Genomic DNA, 18,175 nt, shown 5'->3' on the forward strand with positions numbered 1-18,175 from the left:
GCTTGTAAATGAGGCCGGTGTAGATCTCGGACGGACCGTGATGATAGGGGCGGAAGACGCAGGACACGCCCTTGTTGGAGGCGACGATATAGGCCGTGCCGCCATCGATGGTGCAGTCGAGCGTGCCAAGCTGCAGCTTGCCGGCGCTGGCCGGAGCGGCGGCGAACACCGTCGTGGCGAGGGCGGCGGCGCAGGCGAGTTTCTTGATCATGACAGGGTCCTTTCGCAGTCAGTCTTCAATAACGTCTCGGGTCCCGCGACCGTTCCGCTGAAAACTTGGCGCGAACAAGGCAAGGGGTAACGGCTTTCTGGAGGGGTTAACGCGGGGTTGCCGGTTTGACGGCGATCTGCCGCGCGGCGTGTCCTTTCGGACACGCACACGTATGCCGTACCGCGCTTGGTGCGGGCCGGTGAAGCCGGTATCAGCTGGCGCTGGCGCCAACTCGCGACAGGCCGTCCTTGGCCGGCTGGTAGCTGGGGTTGAGGCGCACGGCCTCGCGATAGGACTTCGCCGCCTTCGCCTTGTCGCCGCGCCGTTCGTAAATCAGCGCCTGGTTGGCCCAGGCCTCGGCGTTCTGGCCGTCGAGCTTGATGGCCATGTTGAAATCGGAGAAGGCGTTGTCCTCGTCGCCGGTCGCCAGATAGGAGAGGCCACGGCCGTTGTAGGGCTCGGCGGCGTCCGGCGCCAGCGAGATGGCGGTCGAGAAGTCCTCGATGGCGAATTTGTGCTGGCCCTGGCTCTGATAGATGAGGCCGCGATTGTGGTAGGCGCGAGCATCCGTCGTATCGAGCTGGATCGCCTTCTGGAAGTCGTTGAAGGCATCCTGGGTGCGGCCTGCCTTGCGGTAGAGATTGCCGCGGCCGATATAGGCGGCGTCATAGTTGCCGTTGATCTGGATCGAGCGGTTGTAGTCGGCAAGGGCTGCTTCCTGGTTGCCGAGGAAACGCTGGATCAGGGCCCGGTTCGAATAGGCCTGGTAGAAATTCGGATTGATCTGGATGGCCTGGTTGAAGTCCTTGAGCGCCGCCTGGTACTGGCCGCCGCGGCCATAGGCCGAGCCGCGCACATTGTAGCCTTCCGGATCCTGCGGATTGCGCTGGATGACCGCCGACAGCGAGGAGATGTTCTCGCTCGACCCCTGCGCCTTGTCGATGTTGTTGAACTCGCCGGCCGGACCAGATGTCTGGCATCCAGCGATCACCAGTCCGGAGAGCAGGGCTGCCGTCAGGGCAAAGCCACGCAATGTGGTTTTGCGCTCCACGCTCGTTGCGTTCATGTCTGCCCTGTCCTCACTTGCGCCGCGTCGTTCAGGCCCGCATCCCCCCTCCGGGCCGGGTCACGTCAAAAATAAAAAGGTGGCGGCGATTCCGCATCGCGCCACCTTGGTATCCTTCGAAAAGGACGAAATATTGGCGATAATCAGCGCGGCGGACGCGCTGCGCCAGCGGCACCGCCGGCAGCGACCGGACGCGGCGTCATCGGCAGCAGGCCTTCGCGCTGGGCGCGCTTGCGGGCCAGCTTGCGGGCGCGGCGAACGGCTTCGGCCTTTTCACGGGCGCGCTTCTCGGAAGGCTTCTCGTAGTGGCCGCGCATCTTCATTTCGCGGAAAATGCCTTCGCGCTGCATCTTCTTCTTCAGCGCGCGAAGCGCCTGATCAACGTTATTGTCGCGGACGAGTACCTGCACGGGCAATCCTGTCTTTCGGGTTTGATATCAATAGGCAAGTGGCCATAGCCACGAGCCTCCGCGGCGGTTTACACCACGAATTGTGGCGGCTGATAGCAGAATCAAGCCGCGCTGTCCACAGCGGAAATGCAAGACGGCAGCCTAATCGCCGCCCCGGATCGGCCTGAGATAGGGAGCCGGCTACGCCGTAGCCAGATGCAGCCGCTCGAAATCCTCGAAGAACTCACCGTAGTCGCAGGTGATCTCCTCGCCGGCAGCGATGTCGCGGGTCGCTGTGGCGCCGCCATATTGCGAAAAATCGGTGTTCGGCGTCGTCGAATGGTTCATGAAGCGGCCATTGTCGACTTCATAGACCATGAAGCCGGGCTTGTCCGGGCTCGGATAGGCGTAGCGGTCGAGCAGTTCCTTCAAGGGCGGCGAGGCGGCCTCATATTTGTCCGTCGGGATCAGCCGGTCGAAATCCGGCTCGAGGCGCCAGATCGAGGCGCCTTTCGCGACCGGCTCGGCAGCGAACATGCCGACGCCCTCGATTGCGCTCTGGGCGACATAGGTTCGGATCAGCATCATGGTTTCGGGACCCGTTTCGACAAGAACGGAATCGCCAAATCGCGCGCAAAAAGCAAGACCGGCTGCCTGCGTCAAAGCGGCGAACCGGCCTGTTGCCTGCAAAAAACCTTCACGTCCGGTTGATCGACACGCCGCCATCGGCAAACAGAGCGGTTCCGGTGGTGAAGCTCGAGGCATCGGAGGCGAGATAGAGCGCGGAGCGGGCGATCTCGTGCGGTTGCGCCATGCGCTTCAGGGCATGGAGACCCTCGACGAAGGCGCGCGCCTCGGGCGTGGTCGTCGTCGCGCCTGGCGTGTCGGTGCCACCCGGCAGCAGCGCGTTGACGCGCAGTCCCTTCGGCCCGTATTCGGCGGCCAGCACTTGCATCAATCCGATCAGCCCGGCCTTGGCGGCGGCGTAGGCGGCCATGCCCGGCATGCCGGCGGTGTAACCGACAAAGCTCGACGTGAAGATCAGCGAGCCGCCGCCGCGCTCGAGCATGGCCGGTATCTGATGCTTTGCGCCGAGAAAGGCGCTGGTCAGGTTGGTGTCCATCGTCCCGTGCCAGGTTTGCGCCGACATATCGGGGACAGGCCCCATCGGCCCGACCGAACCCGCATTGTTCAAGGCGATGTCCAGTCCGCCGAAGCTGCCGATCGCCAACTCGACGAGCGATTTCGCGTAGGTCTCGTCGGTGACATCCCCCGCGAGGCTGACGGCCGTACCGCCGGCGTCGGCGATTTCGGCGGCGAGTGCATCAAGCTCCGTCTTGCGGCGGGCGGAAATGACGAGCCTGGCGCCTTCCTCCGCGAACAGTTTGGCGCTGGCGCGGCCGATGCCGGAACTGGCGCCGGTGACGATTGCGATCTTGTTGGCGAGTGCGAGCATGTTTTGCGTCCTTTCTTCGTGCCGGCGTCGGCGGGCAATCGGGATGCTTGGTCGCAAATGGAGCAGATCGGAACCACCCGAAACCCGCTAATAGGCCGGCCCGACGCGGATGCTCTTCGCCCACGGCGCAAAACGGCAAGCGCCGTCGCAAACAGCGCAAGGATGGCAGCGCCGTTTCGCTAGTGATACACCTCGCGTGCTGGGCCGAAGGAGAGCCCGGCCGCGAAATCCGCGAGACCTTTGGCGCGAGGCTGGACCGTGAAGAAATACTCTGTTTTCGCCATCGCCCGCGAGGCCATGCGCGGCCACAAGGGCTGGGAGGAGCAATGGTCCTCGCCCGAGCCGAAGAAGGAATACGACGTCATCATCGTCGGCGCCGGCGGCCATGGGCTGGCCACGGCCTATTATCTTGCCACCGTGCACGGCATCACAAATGTCGCGGTGCTGGAAAAGGGCTGGCTCGGCGGCGGCAATACCGGCCGCAACACCACCATTATTCGTTCCAACTATCTCTATGACGAGAGCGCCGGCATTTATGACCATGCCCTGAAGCTGTGGGACGGCCTCAGCCAGGAACTCAACTACAACGTCATGTATTCGGCGCGCGGCGTCATGATGCTGGCGCATAATGTGCACGACATCCAGGTGCTGAAGCGCCATGTCCATGCCAACCGGCTGAACGGCATCGACAATGAATGGCTGTCGCCTGAACAGGCAAAGGAATTCTGCCCGCCGCTCAACATCTCCAAAGACGCGCGCTATCCTGTCGTCGGGGCCGCCTTGCAGCGGCGCGGTGGCACGGCGCGGCATGACGCGGTTGCCTGGGGCTATGCGCGCGGCGCTTCGGCGCGCGGCGTCCACATCATCCAGAATTGCGAGGTCACCGGCGTCAAGCGGGCTGCCAACGGCGCGGTCACCGGCGTCGAGACGACGCGCGGCTTCATCGGCGCCAAGAAGGTAGGCGTCGTTGCCGCCGGCCACTCCTCGGTCATCATGAACATGGCCGGCGTGCGCATGCCGCTGGAGAGCTATCCGCTGCAGGCGCTGGTGTCGGAGCCGATCAAGCCGGTCGTGCCTTGCGTGGTGATGTCCAACACGGTGCATGCCTATATCTCGCAGTCCGACAAGGGTGAACTGGTGATCGGCGCCGGTACCGACCAGTATGTCTCCTATTCGCAGACTGGCGGCCTGCACATATTGCAGCATACGCTCGACGCTATCTGCGAGATGTTCCCGATCTTCACGCGCATGAAGATGCTGCGCTCCTGGGGCGGCATCGTCGATGTCACGCCGGACCGCTCGCCGATCCTGGCCAAGACGCCGGTGCCCGGCCTCTACGTCAATTGCGGCTGGGGCACGGGTGGATTCAAGGCGACGCCCGGCTCGGGTCACGTCTTTGCCCACACCATCGCCAAGGACGATCCGCATCCGATCAATGCGCCCTTCACCATCGAGCGCTTCCGCACCGGCCGCCTCATCGACGAGGCGGCGGCCGCGGCCGTGGCGCACTGATGATGACCGAACTGGCTGTCGCGATGCCGCTGATGCTGGCGGGGGAACAGGGGATGTTCCATGTGCCGACCGAGCATGAAGTGCGGCTGCAGCAGATCAGCCGTGCCGGGAACGAGACCGGCTGGCCGTTTTCGGTCGACGAGGGGATGCTCGCCTGCGTCTGGAGCGTCGGCCAGAAAGTGGTGATGTTCTTCGAGGACAGGCCGCATGGGCTGGACGCGGACGAGGATTTCAAGCCGCGTGGCGTGATCGTGACCACCGACCCGCTGCAGCTGACCCTCGGCAACATGGCCAACCGCGCCCTGTTTCGCGATTCCAGCGATGTCGCGGAGCGGCTGCGCCTGGTCGTGCCGTTCGTGACCATGGGCCAGAAGCTTTGCGATCAACCTCCCGGCGCGCGCGTCGGCCACGGCGAATTGTAGGAACAAACACGATGCTTCTCATCCGCTGCCCCTATTGCGAGGAAGAGCGCCCGGAACTCGAATTCCGCAACGCCGGCGAGGCGCATATCGCGCGCTCGGCCAATATTGCGGGCGAGAGCGACGACGACTTCGAAAAGTTCTTCTTCATCCGCTCCAATCCCAAGGGCATCATCTACGAGCGCTGGCGGCACATGCATGGCTGCGCGCGCTTCTTCAACGCGGTGCGCGACACCGTCACCGACAAGTTCGTCATGACCTACAAGGCCGGCGAGCCCAAACCCTCCAAGCTGCCCGGAGTAGCGAAATGAGCGGCGCGTTGCGCATTTCGGGCGCCGGGCGCCTCAGCCAGGCCAAGACCGCCCGCTTCAGTTTCGACGGCCAGTCCTATGCCGGCATCGAGGGCGATACGCTGGCCTCGGCGTTGCTGGCCAATGGCGTTCATCTGGTCGGCCGCTCGTTCAAGTACCACCGCCCGCGCGGCATCCTGTCGGCCGGCGCGGAAGAGCCCAACGCGCTGGTGCAGATCGTGCGCGACGACGCGCGCAAGACGCCGAACGTGCGCGCCACCGTGCAGGAGCTCTATGACGGGCTTGCCGCAAATTCGCAGAATCGCTGGCCGTCGCTGTCCTTCGACGTCGGTGCCGTCAACGACCTCGCCTCGCCGATGTTCTCGGCCGGTTTCTACTACAAGACCTTCATGTGGCCGAAGGCGGCGTGGAAGAGCCTTTACGAGCCCAAGATCCGCGAAGCCGCCGGCCTCGGCGTTTCGCCGGACAGGCCCGATCCGGACCATTATTCCTCGCGCTACGCCCATTGCGACGTGCTGGTGCTGGGCGGTGGCGCCGCCGGCATCGCGGCGGCATTGGCGGCTGCCGAGACCGGCGTGCGCGTCATCCTCGCCGACGAGCAGGCGCAGTTCGGCGGCAGCCTGCGTTTCGAGAGCGGCGCCAGGATCGACGGCCAGGACGGCTTTGCCTGGGCGCAGGCGGCGATCGCCAGGCTGAGCGCTATGAGCAATGTCCGCGTGCTGCCGCGCACCACGGCTTTCGGCTACTACGCGCAGAACTTCGTCGGCCTGGTCGAGCGTGTCAGCGACCATCTGAAAGCTCCAGGCCACGACCTGCCGCGAGAGCGGTTGTGGCAGGTGAGGGCCAAGCGGGTCGTGCTCGCCTCCGGTGCCATCGAACGCCACATGGTGTTCGCCAACAACGACCGGCCGGGCGTGATGCTGGCGGGTGCGGCGCGCACCTTCCTCAACCATTACGGCGTCGCGGTCGGCAGGAATGTCGGCGTCTACACCGCCAATGATTCGGCCTACGCGGCGGCGATCGACCTGAAGAAGGCCGGCGTCAATGTCGCGACGATCGTCGATTTGCGCGACAACCCGACCGGCCCTGTCATCGACGAGGCGAGGGCGCTCGGCATCGAGATCAATTTCGGCCGCGCGGTAATCCGCGCCGGCGGCAAGCTGCGCGTGTCGTCGATGACGGTGCAGCCGAAGAATGGCGGCGGCGAGCGCACCATTCCCGTCGACGCGATCCTGATGTCGGCCGGCTGGACGCCGTCGGTGCACCTGTTCTCGCAGTCGCGCGGCAAGGTCGCCTTCAACGACGAGACCAAACGCTTCGTGCCCGGCACCTATGCGCAGGACTGCGTTTCCGTCGGCGCCTGCAACGGCACGGACGGCCTGTCGGCTTCGGTCGACGAAGCCTATGCGTCAGGCGCCAAGGCGGCGAAGGATGCCGGGGCGAAGGCGGCGAAGGGTGCCAAGCCCAAGGTCGACGCCTCGGAAAGCTGGTCGCGCGGCATGCTGGGCGCCGCGCCTGGCGCAGGTCCGGATACGACGGTGAAGGCGTTCGTCGATTTCCAGAACGACGTCACTGCCAAGGATATCCGCCAGGCGGTGCATGAAGGCATGCGCTCGATCGAGCATGTCAAGCGCTTCACCACCAACGGCATGGCGACCGACCAGGGCAAGACGTCCAACATGCATGGCCTGGCGATCGCCGCCGAGACGCTGGGCAAGCCGATCCCCGAGGTCGGCCTCACCACGTTCCGCGCGCCCTATACGCCCGTCACATTCGGCTCGATCGTCAGCCATGCGCGCGGGCCGCTGTTCGACCCGACCCGCAAGACCGCGATCCATCCGTGGGCCGAGCGCCAAGGCGCTGTGTTCGAGGATGTCGGCCAGTGGAAGCGCGCCTGGTATTTCCCCAGGGGCGGCGAGGATATGCATGCGGCGGTCGACCGCGAATGCGTCGGCGTGCGCACCAATGCCGGCCTGTTCGATGCCTCGACGCTCGGCAAGATCGAGGTGGTCGGGCCGGACGCGGCCAAGTTCATGGAACTGCTCTACACCAATCCGTGGGAGAAGCTGGAACCGGGCCGCTGCCGCTACGGCATCATGCTGCGCGAGGACGGCTTCATCTATGATGACGGCGTCGTCGGCCGCCTGGCGCCGGACCGTTTCCATGTGACGACGACGACGGGCGGCGCGCCGCGCGTCATGAACCACATGGAGGATTACCTCCAGACCGAGTTCCCGCACTTGAATGTCTGGCTGACCTCGATCACCGAACAGTGGGCCGTCATCGCGGTGCAGGGACCCAAGTCGCGCGACATCATCGCGCCGCTGGTCGAAGGCATCGACATGTCGGACGGGGCGCTGCCGCATATGTCGGTGCGTGAAGGCAAGATATGCGGGGTGCCGACAAGGCTGTTCCGCATGTCGTTCACCGGCGAGCGCGGCTTCGAGGTCAACGTGCCGGCCGATTATGGCCAGGCTGTCTGGGAAGCGTTGTGGGCGGAGGGCCAGAAACACGGTGCCACCGCCTATGGCACGGAGGCGATGCACGTGCTGCGCGCCGAGAAGGGCTACATCATCGTCGGCCAGGACACCGACGGCACGGTGACGCCTGACGATGCCGGTCTCGACTGGGCGGTCGGCAAGAAGAAGACCGACTTCGTCGGCATCAGGGGCATGAAGCGGCCCGATCTGGTTGCCAAGGGCCGCAAGCAGTTGGTCGGCCTGAAGACCAAGGACCCGAAGGTGGTGCTGGAGGAAGGCGCGCAGATCGTCGAGGATCCCAAACAGGCGATCCCGATGAAGATGATCGGCCATGTCACGTCGAGCTACTGGTCGCAGAATTGCGGCCGTTCCATCGCGCTGGCTCTGGTCGCCGGCGGCCGCGACCGGATGGGCGACACGCTCTACGTGCCGATGCCCAACGGGGTGATCGAAGTGGAGGTTACCGGCATGGTGTTCTTCGATGAAACGGGAGGGCGCCTCAATGGCTAAGGCCGCTGCAAAAACCGCCACCGCGACTTCGCCCTCGGCGGAGCGCCGCCCGGCATTGGCCGGACGCTCGACGTCCGCGACCGGCGTCAAAGTCGAGGTGCTGCCGCCGGCGGAGCGCATGTCGCTACGCGCGCCGGAGGCTTCGCTTGCCGCCCTGTCGAAGGCGCTCGGCGTCACCTTGCCGAAGCAGCCGAAAACCTCCGCATCCAAGGCGGGACGGACGGCGCTGTGGCTTGGCCCGGACGAATGGCTGGTCATCGACGAGGCCGGCAAGGACCCGCTCGCCGATTGCGCGAAAGTTTCCGCGCTGCACTCGTCCGTCGGTATCTCACACCGCAACGTCGCGATTGCAGTCGCCGGTCCAGCGGCAGAAGCCACGGTCAATTCGGGCTGTCCGCAGGACCTGTCGCTGGCAGCCTTCCCGGTTGGTGCCGCTTCGCGTACCATCCTGGGCAAGGTCGAGATCGTGCTGCTGCGCACGGCCGAAGATGCCTTCCGGGTCGAGTGCTGGCGTTCCTTCTCGGACTATGTCTTTACTTTCCTGTCCGAGGGAGCCCGCGACGCCGCCGGCTGAACCCGGAACGTTTGCCGCCCGCATCCGTTGTGCGGCGACAGGTCGAGGGAGAAATGCCGATGCCGTCGAAGTCAGCGCCGAAATCGCCTGGGAAGACGAAAGCGAAGACCGCGGCCGTCCGTTCGCTTGAGCATGAGCGGCATCATGAAGCCGACGCCGAAGAGGAACTTGAGGAGGGCCTGGAGGACACGTTTCCAGCCAGCGACCCGGTGTCGATCACCGGTTCGGCCATTCCGGGCGCTCCGGCAAAGCCCGGCAAGGCCAAGACCGTTACCGGACGCAAAGCCCGCAAGCCTGATTTCAGAAATTTTGGCTGAAGGCATCTTCCCAACACCTTCGTGGATGCGATATTCAAAGCGCTTTGGAGAGGAAAAATGCCTGTCAAAGCTGTTGTCTGGGGCGAGAACGTCCATGAGCAGACCAATGCCGCCGTGCGCGACCTCTATCCCCTGACCATGCATGGCACGATTGCCGCCGCGCTCAACCAGGACAAGGGCATCGAGGCGACCACCGCCACCTTGCAGGAGCCCGAGCACGGCCTGAGCGAGGCGCGCCTGGCCGCGACCGATGTCCTGCTGTGGTGGGGCCACGCCGCGCATGGCGAGGTCAGGGACGAGATTGTCGAGCGCGTGCAGAAACGGGTCTGGGAAGGCATGGGGCTGATCGTGCTCCATTCCGGCCATTACTCGAAGATCTTCAAGCGGCTGATGGGCACGCCCTGTTCGCTGAAATGGCGCGAGGCGGGCGAACGCGAGCGTGTCTGGGCGATCAACCGCAGCCATCCGATCGCGCAAGGCATCGGCGAGTGCCTGGAGATCGGCGAGACGGAAATGTATGGCGAGCCGTTCGCGGTGCCCGAGCCGCTGGAGACGGTGTTCGTCTCCTGGTACGAGGGCGGCGAGGTGTTCCGCTCGGGGCTGACCTATCAGCGCGGTGCCGGCCGCATCTTCTATTTCTCGCCGGGCCACGAGACCTATCCGATCTATCATAATGAGGGCGTGCGGCAGGTGCTGCGCAACGCCGTCCACTGGGCGCACAATCCGTCGCCCGCTTGGTCCGGCATCACCAACGCGCCGAATGTGCCGACGGACAAGGCCAAGGAAAAGATCGTCCAGAAGGGGCTGCGGCTGCATGCCGACGGCGACAAGGGCCTGAGTTGATTGGGGGATTGAGCTGATGCACCGTCTGCTTCTGCTCGGCACCGGCTGGATCGCCGCGCATCACATCGAAGAGTTCGGCCAGATCGCGGGCTGCGCCATCGTTGCCTGCGTCGATCACTTGCCGGGTCGCGCGGCGGCATTTGCCGCCGCCAACGGAATAGGCAATTTCTTCGAGAGCCTTGAGGCGGCGATCGCCTGGGGCGAGTTCGATGCCGCCATCAACGCGACGCCGGACGGCGTGCACAAGGCGACGACGCTGGCCTTGCTTACCGCCGGCAAACATGTGTTTTGCGAAAAACCGCTGGCGCCGAACCATGCCGATGCGCTGGCCATGACCGAAGCCGCCGAGGCGGCCGGGCTCGTCAACATGGTCAACCTGACCTATCGCAACGCGCCGGTGATCCAGGAGGCGCGGCGCATGGTGCAGGCCGGCGAGATCGGCGCGTTGCGCCATGTCGAGGCGAGCTACCGGCAAAGCTGGCTTGTCAGCAAGTCGTGGGGCGATTGGCGGGTCGAGGACAAGTGGTTGTGGCGCCTGTCGAGCCGCCACGGTTCGACGGGCGTTCTGGGCGATGTCGGCATCCATATACTCGACTTCGCCACCTATGGCGCGGCGCAGGATATCGTCAGCCTGCATGCCGATCTGGTGACGTTTCCGAAGGCGGAGGGCGAGCGCATCGGCGACTATGTGCTCGACGCCAATGACAGCATGGCGATGACGGCGCGGCTGAAATCCGGCGCGCTGGCCACGATCATGGCCAGCCGCTACACCACAGGCCACGGCAACGATCTGTCGCTGGCCCTGCACGGCACAATGGGTGCGATCAAGGTCGAGACCGACGGCAAGGTTTCGCGCCTGTCCGCCTGTCTTGGCGAGGATGTCGATCAGCAGCACTGGCGGACGCTGACAGCGCCTGACGTCAAGCGCAACGCCCGGCGCTTTGTCGATGCGCTCGACGGCGGGCAGAACGGCGATCCGTCATTCCGTCGCGCAGCCGATATCCAGAAGCTGATCGACGCGGCGTTCGAGAGTTCAGCAAGCAAATTGCCGGTCTCGATTGCCTGAAATCACAAACTGGCCGGCTGAGCCGGCCAGGCGAACTCTTCCGACAATCCCGGCAGGCGCTCGGCCTCAGTAGGCGCTCGGCATGATCCACGGATTCACGCTGATGCCAAGGCGCGGGCCTTTGCCGTCGGTTGTGGCTTCCGTAGCCGCCTTCTTGTCGATCGAGCCGGTCGACGCGCAATCGAGCTTCACATTGGACTTGGTGTCGACGCAAGTCGCGGCGGGCGCATGCTTGACCGTGTGGCTGGTGTTGGCGGCAAAGGCCGAGCCCGAAAGCGCCAGCACCGCGGCCAGGGTGAGAAGGGTCGTTTTCATTGTCAGTCTCCGTTTTCGACGGGGGAAATTTTTCCGTACATGTACGTCACTTCGTACAGATACGTCCGCCGATCGCGAAGTTCAAGGGAAAATCGTACATGTACGAAAATTTTTTGTTAACCAAAAATTCGCCCCCGGTTTGACCCCAAGGGACGTCGCGAAAATCTGGAAACCGAAAAGGAGAGGATCAGCAGTTGGCCGGTGTCTCGGTCAATGGCGGCACATCTTGCGTGCTGAGCGTGGCAAGCGTGAAATCGCACATCCGCTTCACAAAAGCCTGTGCGTCGCCGAAGGGATAGAGGGGGAAGGTGATAAGCAGCGAGATCGTGCCATGGCCGACAGCCCACAGCATGGTCGCGATGGCGCGCGGGTCGCCTTGCAGCTTGCCGGCGGCGACGCAGGCCTCGACCCGCTTGATGAGCACCTTCATCGCCGGGTTGCCTTCTTCCATATCCTCGTAGCTCCTGCCTTCCGGCAGCCTGGTCTTTTCGGTCATGAAGACGGTGCGGTATTCGTTGGGATTGCCCAGCCCAAAGGCGGCGTATTCGGTCATGACCGCTTGCAAGGCCTCGATCGGATCGTCGGACGGGTGCTCCTCGATGCGCCGGGCGAGCGTTTCGAAGGCGTCCTCGGCCAGCGCGAACAGGATGTCCTGCTTGTCGGCGAAGTAGGAATAGACCGACATCGGCGCGTAGCCGACCCGCTTGGCGAGCTTGCGGATGGTCAAGCCTTCATAGCCCTCTTCCTGGACGAGCTTGTGGGCGGCCTCGACAAGCTCGGAGCGCAGTTCGGCCTTCTGTTTCTCGCGGCGTTTCTGGACGCTCAGCGGCAAATCGGGTGCCCTTGTCTCGGTGGTACCTGGCTAAGTTATATACGCTGTACGGAAACGAACAAGGGCGCCTTCCGGTTCCCGTATGGCAGGCATCAGATGGCGCCGATGCCGCCGTCGATGGCGAGCGCGTGGCCGGTCATGAAGGAATTGGCCGGGTCGGCGGCGAACAGGATGGCGGTGATGATTTCGTCGACTTCCGCCACCCGCTTCATCGGCACGCCACGGGTCAGCTCGGCCAGGGCCTCCGCTTCCGGCGCGCCGGAAATGCGTACGAAACTGTCGACCATCGCCGTCCTGGTGTGGGCGGGGCAGATGGCGTTGATGCGCAGGCCCTTGCCGGCATATTCGATGGCTGCCGAGCGAGTCAGGCCGATGACGCCATGCTTGGCCGCAGCATAGACCGAAAGCTTCGGTGCGCCCGAAAGGCCGGCAGCCGAGGCGATGTTGACGATGGCGCCACCCTTGCCCGTCGCCTTGAACTGCCGCTCCATCTGCGGGATCTGGTGCTTCATGGCATGGAAGACACCGAGCAGGTCGATTTCCAGCACCCGGCGCGCCTCGTCTGTGGGAATCTGCGGCAGGCGAACGAAGCTCTGGACGATGCCGGCATTGTTGGCGGCGACATCCAGCCGGCCGAATTTCTCGACCGCCAGCTTGACGAGGTTCTCGGACAGGCTTTCGTCGGCTATGTCGCCGGCAAGGATCGCGGACTCGGTCGCAAGCGTGCCGGCAAGATCGGCGAGCGCACTCTCATCAATATCGGACAGGACCAGCCGCGCGCCTTCGGCGGCGAAGCCTTTCGCCGCGCCTCTGCCCAGGCCGCCGGTGGCGCCTGTGATCAGAACCGTCATCCCGTCAAAGCGGCCCATCGCGTCTCCCTCCGTCACGTCTGCTTGTCGATGAGCCCGGCGGCGAGATGCGAAAGCAATTTCACCGCCTCGCCATAGGTTTTGGCCTTTTCGGGATTGGAAGCATTGCCGTCCAGCGCCCGCTTGTAGACACCCTGGCAGATTGCGGCCAGCCGGAAGAAGGAGAAGGCGATAAAGAAGGTCCAGTTGCCGATGCCGGCAATCCCTCGCCGCCGGCAATAGGCGGCGACATACTCTTCCTCGCCTGGCAGGCCGAGTGCGGAGCGATCGATGCCGCCGAGACCCCGGAAGCCGGAGGCATGCGGCAGGCGCCATTGCATGCATTGATAGGCGATATCGGCAAAGGGGTGGCCAATCGTCGACAATTCCCAGTCGAGCACCGCCAGCACCTCAGACCGGCCCGGCGCGAAGATCAGATTGTCCAGGCGGTAATCGCCATGCACCAGCGAAACGAGCCCGTCATCGGCCGGCACATGTGTCTCGAGCCAGGCGATCAGCCTATCCATGTCGGCAATGGCGCCGGTTTCCGAAGCGCGGTACTGGCTGGACCAGCGTGCGAGCTGGCGCTCGAAATAATTGCCGGGGCGGCCGAAATCGCTCAAACCCACCGCCTCGACATCGACATCGTGCAGGGCGGCGAGCGTGGCGTTCATGGCGTCGTAGATCGCGGCCCGCTCGTCATTACCGCGCACCTCCGGCAGTGCCGGATCCCAGAAGATGCGGCCATCGAGGAAATCCATGACGTAGAACATGCGGCCGATCGGCGAATCCTCGGCCGACAGAGACAGCATTTCGGGCACCGGCACGGTGGTTGCGGACAGCGCCTTCATCACACGGAATTCGCGATCGACCTGGTGCGCCGATTTCAGAAGCTGACCCGGCGGCTTGGCGCGCAGCACGTAACGGCCGCTGGCCGCCGTCAGCAGATAGGTCGGGTTGGATTGGCCGGATTTGAACTTTTCGATTGCCGCGAGCCCACAAAAGCCCGGGATCTGCGCCTCGAGGTAAGGCGAGAGCGCCGCCAGGTCGAGCGCGTTCGGATCGCTCATGCGGTCTCGGGCTGGCGTTCAAGCAGGGTCAGCGTCAGCCAGCGGGCGGTCAGCGCCGGTTTCTTCGAGCCCTCGATCTCGATGGTTACGTCGTGCGCCGTCTGCACCCAGCCCGACGGCCTGACCTTGACGTCGGCCAGCACGAAACGGGTGCGGATGCGCGCGCCGGTCTTCACCGGCGCCAGGAAACGCAGCGAATCGAAGCCGTGGTTGACGCCCATCTTGCCGTTCTCCAGCGGCGGCATGGTCTCGAACGTCATCGCCGACAACAGCGACAGCGACAGGAAGCCGTGCGCGATGGTGCCGCCGAAGGGCGTCTCGCGCTTGGCGCGCTCCGGATCGCAATGGATGAACTGGTGGTCGTCGGTGGCGTCGGCGAACTGGTCGATCATGCGCTGCGTGACCACGCGCCAGGGCGAGACGCCGACCTCCTTGCCGACGCTGGCCAGAAGCACATCGAGACTGATCGGTTCCACGCTCATGTCCTCCTGTTTCACCTCCGGCTTCTGCGGCCGGAAAATGTCATTCCTTGAATAGGGTCAGCCCATGCTGCACCGACTGTCCGCCGTCAATCGGCAGGATGGCGCCGGTGACATAGCTGCCTGCACGGCTGCACAAATAGAGCGTTGCGCCGGCAATGTCATCCGGTGCGCCGATGCGGCCGATCGGGACATGGCCGCCGACATGCCTTGCCTGTTCGTCCGTACCGGTGGCGAATGCTGTCATGCGGCTCTGGAAAGGACCTGGGGCGAAGGCGTTGACGGTGATGCGGCGGCCGGCGAGCTCCAGCGCCAGCGTGCGTGTCAGGTGATGCACCGCCGCCTTCGAGGCGGTGTAGGAATAGGCGTCGTCGGCCAATGGCTGCGTGCCCATCACCGATCCCAGATTGATCACCCGGGCCGGATCGGCGTCGCTGGCGGCCGCGTCGAGCAGCGGCAGCAATTCACGCGTCAGGTGGAAGACCGCGGTGACGTTGACGCCGAACACCTTGGCCCAGGCGTGGTAGGGAAAGCTCTCCAGCGGCGCGCCCCAGGACACGCCGGCATTGTTGACCAGTATATGCAGTTTTGCGGTCCGCGCCCCGACCTCGGCGACCAGGGCGGCGATGCCGGCCTCGCTGGAGACGTCGCCGGCAAAGCCTTCCGCCCGGCCCGGTGCGCCAAGCCCGTTCAATTCGGCGGCCACCTTGATGCAGTCCTCGCCCTTGCGCGAGGCGATCATCACGCTGGCGCCTGCCCTGACCAGGGCGGTTGCCGCCATGCGGCCGATGCCGGTCGCCGCTCCGGTTACCAGCGCGGTCTTGCCGGCGACCGAAAACAGCTCGTCGAGATAGCTCATCCAGATTCTCCGTGCCTTGCCCCGGCTGCGGGCAAAACAGCTCGCGTTGACAAGGCTATCCGAAGTACGGTCATCCTTGCCACGGATAAAATGCCTGGCGTGCATGAAGGGTTAGCGACCGATGACGCAGATGAATCTCGGCATGACCGAGCGGCTGAAGCCGATCCATGCGCGCGTCGCCGCGATGGTGCGCGACGAGATCATGCCGCTCGACGGGGAATTCCTTGATGAAGTCGGCAGGGAAGGCGACCGCTGGGTCTACAGCAAGCGCCAGAGCGAGATTCTCGAAGGGCTGAAGAAGGCCGCCAGGGACCGCGGCCTGTGGAATTTCTGGCTGACCGGGTCGGAACGCGGTTATGGCCTGTCAACCGTCGAATACGCCTATCTGGCCGAGGAGATGGGCAAGGCCCATCTCGGCGCCGAAACCTTCAACTGCTCGGCACCCGATACCGGCAATATGGAGGTGCTGGAACGCTACGGCTCGGCCGAGCACAAGAAAGCGTGGCTGGAACCGCTGCTCGAGGGCAAGATCCGCTCGGCCTATCTGATGACCGAACCGGACGTGGCGTCATCCGACGCCACCAACATTGCCATGCGCTGCGAGCGGCAGGGCGACGACTACGTCCTCAACGGCGAAAAGTGGTGGGCGTCGGGAGCCGGCGATCCGCGCTGCGCCATCTATATCGTCATGGTGCGGACAGGCGGCGACGAGGAGCCGCAGCACCGCCGCCATTCGATGATCCTGGTACCCTCGGACACCAAGGGGGTGACCAAGATCCGGCCGATGCAGGTCTATGGCGACGACGACGCGCCGCATGGCCACATGCATCTTCGCTTCGACAATGTGATGGTGCCGGCGTCCAACCTGATCCTCGGCGAGGGCAGGGGGTTCGAGATCGCGCAAGGCCGGCTCGGGCCCGGCCGCATCCACCACTGCATGCGCGCCATCGGCCAGGCCGAGATGGCGCTGGAAATGCTGTGCCAGCGTTCGGTGCGGCGCGAGGCCTTCGGCCAGAAGCTGGCGAAGCTCGGCGCCAATTTCGACATTATCGCCGAATGTCGCATGGAGATCGAGATGGCCCGGCTGCTCTGCCTCAAGGCGGCCTGGATGATCGACCAGGGCGATGCGCGCGCCGCAGCTCCCTGGATCAGCCAGATCAAGGTCGTCGCGCCGCGCGTGGCGCTCAAGGTCACCGACGAGGCGGTGCAGATGTTCGGTGCGCAAGGCATCAGCCAGGATACGCCGCTCGCGCGCTCGTGGACGCATCTGAGAACCCTGCGGCTCGCCGACGGGCCGGATGCCGTGCACCGGCGGCAAGTGGCGCGTACCGAGTTGAAGAAATACACGCAGGAGAAGGTTTGAGCTCTCCCGTCGCGTCGTTGCCGACAAGCAAGGAATACAACCGATGACTATTCCATCCGAAATGAAGGCCCTGCTCCTGGTCGGCGACGGCTATACCAAGACGCCGAGCGGCAGCGCGCTCGAGGCGATGGAGCCATATATCGAGCCGGGCAGCATCGCGGTGCCCGCGCCCGGACCGAGCCAGGTGCTGATCAAGGTCAGCCTCGCATCGATCAACCCATCGGATGTCGCCTTCGTCAAGGGTCAGTACGGCCAGCCACGCGCCAAGGGCCGGCCGGCCGGCTTCGAGGGTGTCGGCACGGTCGTGGCGGGCGGCGAGGAGCCCTATCCCATGAGCCTTGTCGGCAAGCGTGTCGCTTTCGCCACCGGCCTCAGCAATTGGGGCTCTTGGGCTGACTATGCCGTCGCCGAGGCGGCGGCCTGCATTCCGCTCCTCGATACGGTGCGCGACGAGGACGGCGCGGCGATGATCGTCAATCCGCTGACCGCGATCGCCATGTTCGACATCGTCAAGCAGGAGGGCGAGAAGGCGTTCGTCATGACCGCCGGCGCCAGCCAGCTCTGCAAGCTGATCATCGGCCTGGCCAGGGAGGAAGGGTTCCGGCCCATTGTCACCGTGCGCCGCGACGAGCAGGTCGCGTTGCTGAAAGAGCTTGGCGCGGCGCATGTGCTCAACGAGAAGGCGCCGGATTTCGAAGCGACGTTGCGCGAGGTGATGAAGGCCGAACAGCCGCGCATTTTCCTCGACGCCGTGACCGGGCCACTGGCCTCGGCCATCTTCAATGCGATGCCGAAACGGGCGCGCTGGATCGTCTATGGCCGGCTCGATCCCGAGGCCACGATCATCCGCGAGCCCGGCCAGCTCATCTTCCAGCACAAGCATATCGAGGGCTTCTGGCTGAGCGAATGGATGCGGCAATTCAGGGATAGGCGTGGCCCGGCGGTGCTGGAAGCGCAGAAGCGGTTTTCCGATGGACGCTGGTCGACCGACGTGACGGCGATCATTCCGCTGGCCGAGGCGATGGCGCGGGTGCCCGCGGAACTTGCCAAGCCCAACGGCAAGGTTTTCATCCGGCCCTAGCGCCCTCGACGAGCGGCACGATCATCGTGTCTGGCGGCCATCGGACCCGCCGGATCGCCGCGTGCGCCATCGAGCCCCCTATGCCTCGCCGCTTTGTCCGTGATATGCCGCCGCCATCGAATGCCGGAGCAGCGCCAGGCTGAGGCGTCTTCCGCGATGGCGGGCGGGGTGTAT

21 protein-coding genes are annotated in these 18,175 nt (G+C 64.7%); 10 read left to right on the top strand and 11 right to left on the bottom strand.

Annotated elements, in window-relative coordinates:
• The 5 genes from FJ967_RS17475 to FJ967_RS17495 form a co-directional block, all read right to left on the bottom strand.
• Positions 1–211: DUF992 domain-containing protein (locus FJ967_RS17475; protein WP_140733073.1), on the bottom strand; the 211-nt coding region annotated here is incomplete at its 3' end.
• Between the two features lie 211 nt (positions 212–422).
• On the bottom strand, positions 423–1,277 hold the full coding sequence (locus FJ967_RS17480) for a tetratricopeptide repeat protein (RefSeq protein WP_140733074.1): 855 nt from the start codon (positions 1,275–1,277) through the stop codon (positions 423–425).
• A 143-nt stretch (positions 1,278–1,420) separates the two neighbouring features.
• Positions 1,421–1,687: a 30S ribosomal protein S21 gene (rpsU, locus tag FJ967_RS17485; protein ID WP_010911429.1), complete on the bottom strand. Its 267-nt coding sequence runs from the start codon at positions 1,685–1,687 to the stop codon at positions 1,421–1,423.
• Between the two features lie 180 nt (positions 1,688–1,867).
• Entirely contained in the window at positions 1,868–2,254 is a 387-nt protein-coding gene (locus FJ967_RS17490) for an SET domain-containing protein-lysine N-methyltransferase (RefSeq protein WP_140733075.1), read from the bottom strand.
• A 109-nt stretch (positions 2,255–2,363) separates the two neighbouring features.
• Positions 2,364–3,122, bottom strand: coding sequence for an SDR family oxidoreductase (locus FJ967_RS17495; protein ID WP_140733076.1), 759 nt, complete (start codon positions 3,120–3,122; stop codon positions 2,364–2,366).
• Between the two features lie 258 nt (positions 3,123–3,380).
• Here FJ967_RS17495 and FJ967_RS17500 point away from each other — a divergent pair, with 258 nt between their 5' ends.
• The 8 genes from FJ967_RS17500 to FJ967_RS17535 are packed head-to-tail and all read left to right on the top strand — an operon-like array spanning position 3,381 to position 11,154.
• Positions 3,381–4,634, top strand: a complete 1,254-nt coding sequence (locus tag FJ967_RS17500) for a sarcosine oxidase subunit beta (protein ID WP_140733077.1) — start codon at positions 3,381–3,383, stop codon at positions 4,632–4,634.
• Complete coding sequence (locus FJ967_RS17505) at positions 4,634–5,056, top strand: hypothetical protein (RefSeq protein WP_140733078.1); 423 nt, start codon at positions 4,634–4,636, stop codon at positions 5,054–5,056. Before FJ967_RS17500 ends, FJ967_RS17505 begins: the two co-directional genes overlap by 1 nt.
• Positions 5,057–5,067: 11 nt before the next feature.
• The gene (locus FJ967_RS17510) at positions 5,068–5,364 is read left to right on the top strand and encodes a sarcosine oxidase subunit delta (RefSeq protein ID WP_140733079.1); all 297 of its coding nucleotides are present in this window, start codon (positions 5,068–5,070) and stop codon (positions 5,362–5,364) included.
• Positions 5,361–8,354: a sarcosine oxidase subunit alpha gene (locus FJ967_RS17515; RefSeq protein WP_140733080.1), complete on the top strand. Its 2,994-nt coding sequence runs from the start codon at positions 5,361–5,363 to the stop codon at positions 8,352–8,354. The genes FJ967_RS17510 and FJ967_RS17515 overlap by 4 nt, the downstream gene beginning before the upstream one ends.
• A complete protein-coding gene (locus tag FJ967_RS17520) occupies positions 8,347–8,928 on the top strand; it encodes a sarcosine oxidase subunit gamma (RefSeq protein ID WP_140733081.1) in 582 nt (193 codons plus the stop codon). The genes FJ967_RS17515 and FJ967_RS17520 overlap by 8 nt, the downstream gene beginning before the upstream one ends.
• Positions 8,929–8,987: 59 nt before the next feature.
• Positions 8,988–9,245 (top strand): hypothetical protein, encoded by a 258-nt coding sequence (locus FJ967_RS17525; protein WP_140733082.1) that lies wholly within the window; start codon positions 8,988–8,990, stop codon positions 9,243–9,245.
• A gap of 57 nt (positions 9,246–9,302) precedes the next feature.
• Positions 9,303–10,088: a ThuA domain-containing protein gene (locus FJ967_RS17530; protein WP_140733083.1), complete on the top strand. Its 786-nt coding sequence runs from the start codon at positions 9,303–9,305 to the stop codon at positions 10,086–10,088.
• A 16-nt stretch (positions 10,089–10,104) separates the two neighbouring features.
• Positions 10,105–11,154, top strand: a complete 1,050-nt coding sequence (locus FJ967_RS17535; RefSeq protein ID WP_140733084.1) for a Gfo/Idh/MocA family oxidoreductase — start codon at positions 10,105–10,107, stop codon at positions 11,152–11,154.
• Between the two features lie 66 nt (positions 11,155–11,220).
• On the opposite strand, the gene FJ967_RS17540 is transcribed toward FJ967_RS17535, so the two are convergent.
• From FJ967_RS17540 to FJ967_RS17565, 6 genes are all read right to left on the bottom strand, one after another.
• Positions 11,221–11,469 (bottom strand): DUF680 domain-containing protein, encoded by a 249-nt coding sequence (locus FJ967_RS17540; RefSeq protein ID WP_140733085.1) that lies wholly within the window; start codon positions 11,467–11,469, stop codon positions 11,221–11,223.
• Between the two features lie 187 nt (positions 11,470–11,656).
• Positions 11,657–12,301: a TetR/AcrR family transcriptional regulator gene (locus tag FJ967_RS17545; protein WP_140733086.1), complete on the bottom strand. Its 645-nt coding sequence runs from the start codon at positions 12,299–12,301 to the stop codon at positions 11,657–11,659.
• Between the two features lie 92 nt (positions 12,302–12,393).
• Entirely contained in the window at positions 12,394–13,170 is a 777-nt protein-coding gene (locus FJ967_RS17550) for an SDR family oxidoreductase (protein WP_140733087.1), read from the bottom strand.
• A gap of 14 nt (positions 13,171–13,184) precedes the next feature.
• Positions 13,185–14,219 carry a phosphotransferase family protein gene (locus FJ967_RS17555; RefSeq protein WP_140733088.1) on the bottom strand — a complete coding sequence of 345 codons (1,035 nt, stop codon included), beginning with the start codon at positions 14,217–14,219 and terminating at the stop codon, positions 13,185–13,187.
• Entirely contained in the window at positions 14,216–14,701 is a 486-nt protein-coding gene (locus FJ967_RS17560; protein ID WP_023770549.1) for a MaoC family dehydratase, read from the bottom strand. Before FJ967_RS17560 ends, FJ967_RS17555 begins: the two co-directional genes overlap by 4 nt.
• A gap of 40 nt (positions 14,702–14,741) precedes the next feature.
• Positions 14,742–15,557 (bottom strand): SDR family oxidoreductase, encoded by an 816-nt coding sequence (locus tag FJ967_RS17565; protein ID WP_140733089.1) that lies wholly within the window; start codon positions 15,555–15,557, stop codon positions 14,742–14,744.
• Positions 15,558–15,678: 121 nt separating this feature from the next.
• Here FJ967_RS17565 and FJ967_RS17570 point away from each other — a divergent pair, with 121 nt between their 5' ends.
• The gene (locus FJ967_RS17570) at positions 15,679–16,920 is read left to right on the top strand and encodes an acyl-CoA dehydrogenase family protein (protein ID WP_140733090.1); all 1,242 of its coding nucleotides are present in this window, start codon (positions 15,679–15,681) and stop codon (positions 16,918–16,920) included.
• A 43-nt stretch (positions 16,921–16,963) separates the two neighbouring features.
• The gene (locus FJ967_RS17575) at positions 16,964–18,001 is read left to right on the top strand and encodes a zinc-binding dehydrogenase (protein WP_140733091.1); all 1,038 of its coding nucleotides are present in this window, start codon (positions 16,964–16,966) and stop codon (positions 17,999–18,001) included.
• Positions 18,002–18,175 lie beyond the last annotated feature (174 nt).

Source organism: Mesorhizobium sp. B2-3-4 (genome assembly GCF_006442315.1).
Lineage (GTDB): Bacteria > Pseudomonadota > Alphaproteobacteria > Rhizobiales > Rhizobiaceae > Mesorhizobium.

Excerpts from the sequence above, each read along its gene's own strand:
- FJ967_RS17480 (WP_140733074.1), bottom strand. The coding sequence starts at position 1,277 with ATGAACGCAACGAGCGTGGAGCGCAAAACCACATTGCGTGGCTTTGCC.
- FJ967_RS17525 (WP_140733082.1), top strand. The coding sequence starts at position 8,988 with ATGCCGTCGAAGTCAGCGCCGAAATCGCCTGGGAAGACGAAAGCGAAG.
- FJ967_RS17565 (WP_140733089.1), bottom strand. The coding sequence starts at position 15,557 with ATGAGCTATCTCGACGAGCTGTTTTCGGTCGCCGGCAAGACCGCGCTG.
- FJ967_RS17505 (WP_140733078.1), top strand. The coding sequence starts at position 4,634 with ATGATGACCGAACTGGCTGTCGCGATGCCGCTGATGCTGGCGGGGGAA.
- FJ967_RS17510 (WP_140733079.1), top strand. The coding sequence starts at position 5,068 with ATGCTTCTCATCCGCTGCCCCTATTGCGAGGAAGAGCGCCCGGAACTC.
- FJ967_RS17540 (WP_140733085.1), bottom strand. The coding sequence starts at position 11,469 with ATGAAAACGACCCTTCTCACCCTGGCCGCGGTGCTGGCGCTTTCGGGC.
- FJ967_RS17530 (WP_140733083.1), top strand. The coding sequence starts at position 9,303 with ATGCCTGTCAAAGCTGTTGTCTGGGGCGAGAACGTCCATGAGCAGACC.
- FJ967_RS17560 (WP_023770549.1), bottom strand. The coding sequence starts at position 14,701 with ATGAGCGTGGAACCGATCAGTCTCGATGTGCTTCTGGCCAGCGTCGGC.
- FJ967_RS17570 (WP_140733090.1), top strand. The coding sequence starts at position 15,679 with ATGACGCAGATGAATCTCGGCATGACCGAGCGGCTGAAGCCGATCCAT.
- FJ967_RS17535 (WP_140733084.1), top strand. The coding sequence starts at position 10,105 with ATGCACCGTCTGCTTCTGCTCGGCACCGGCTGGATCGCCGCGCATCAC.
- FJ967_RS17490 (WP_140733075.1), bottom strand. The coding sequence starts at position 2,254 with ATGATGCTGATCCGAACCTATGTCGCCCAGAGCGCAATCGAGGGCGTC.
- FJ967_RS17520 (WP_140733081.1), top strand. The coding sequence starts at position 8,347 with ATGGCTAAGGCCGCTGCAAAAACCGCCACCGCGACTTCGCCCTCGGCG.
- FJ967_RS17575 (WP_140733091.1), top strand. The coding sequence starts at position 16,964 with ATGACTATTCCATCCGAAATGAAGGCCCTGCTCCTGGTCGGCGACGGC.
- FJ967_RS17515 (WP_140733080.1), top strand. The coding sequence starts at position 5,361 with ATGAGCGGCGCGTTGCGCATTTCGGGCGCCGGGCGCCTCAGCCAGGCC.
- FJ967_RS17495 (WP_140733076.1), bottom strand. The coding sequence starts at position 3,122 with ATGCTCGCACTCGCCAACAAGATCGCAATCGTCACCGGCGCCAGTTCC.
- FJ967_RS17555 (WP_140733088.1), bottom strand. The coding sequence starts at position 14,219 with ATGAGCGATCCGAACGCGCTCGACCTGGCGGCGCTCTCGCCTTACCTC.
- FJ967_RS17550 (WP_140733087.1), bottom strand. The coding sequence starts at position 13,170 with ATGGGCCGCTTTGACGGGATGACGGTTCTGATCACAGGCGCCACCGGC.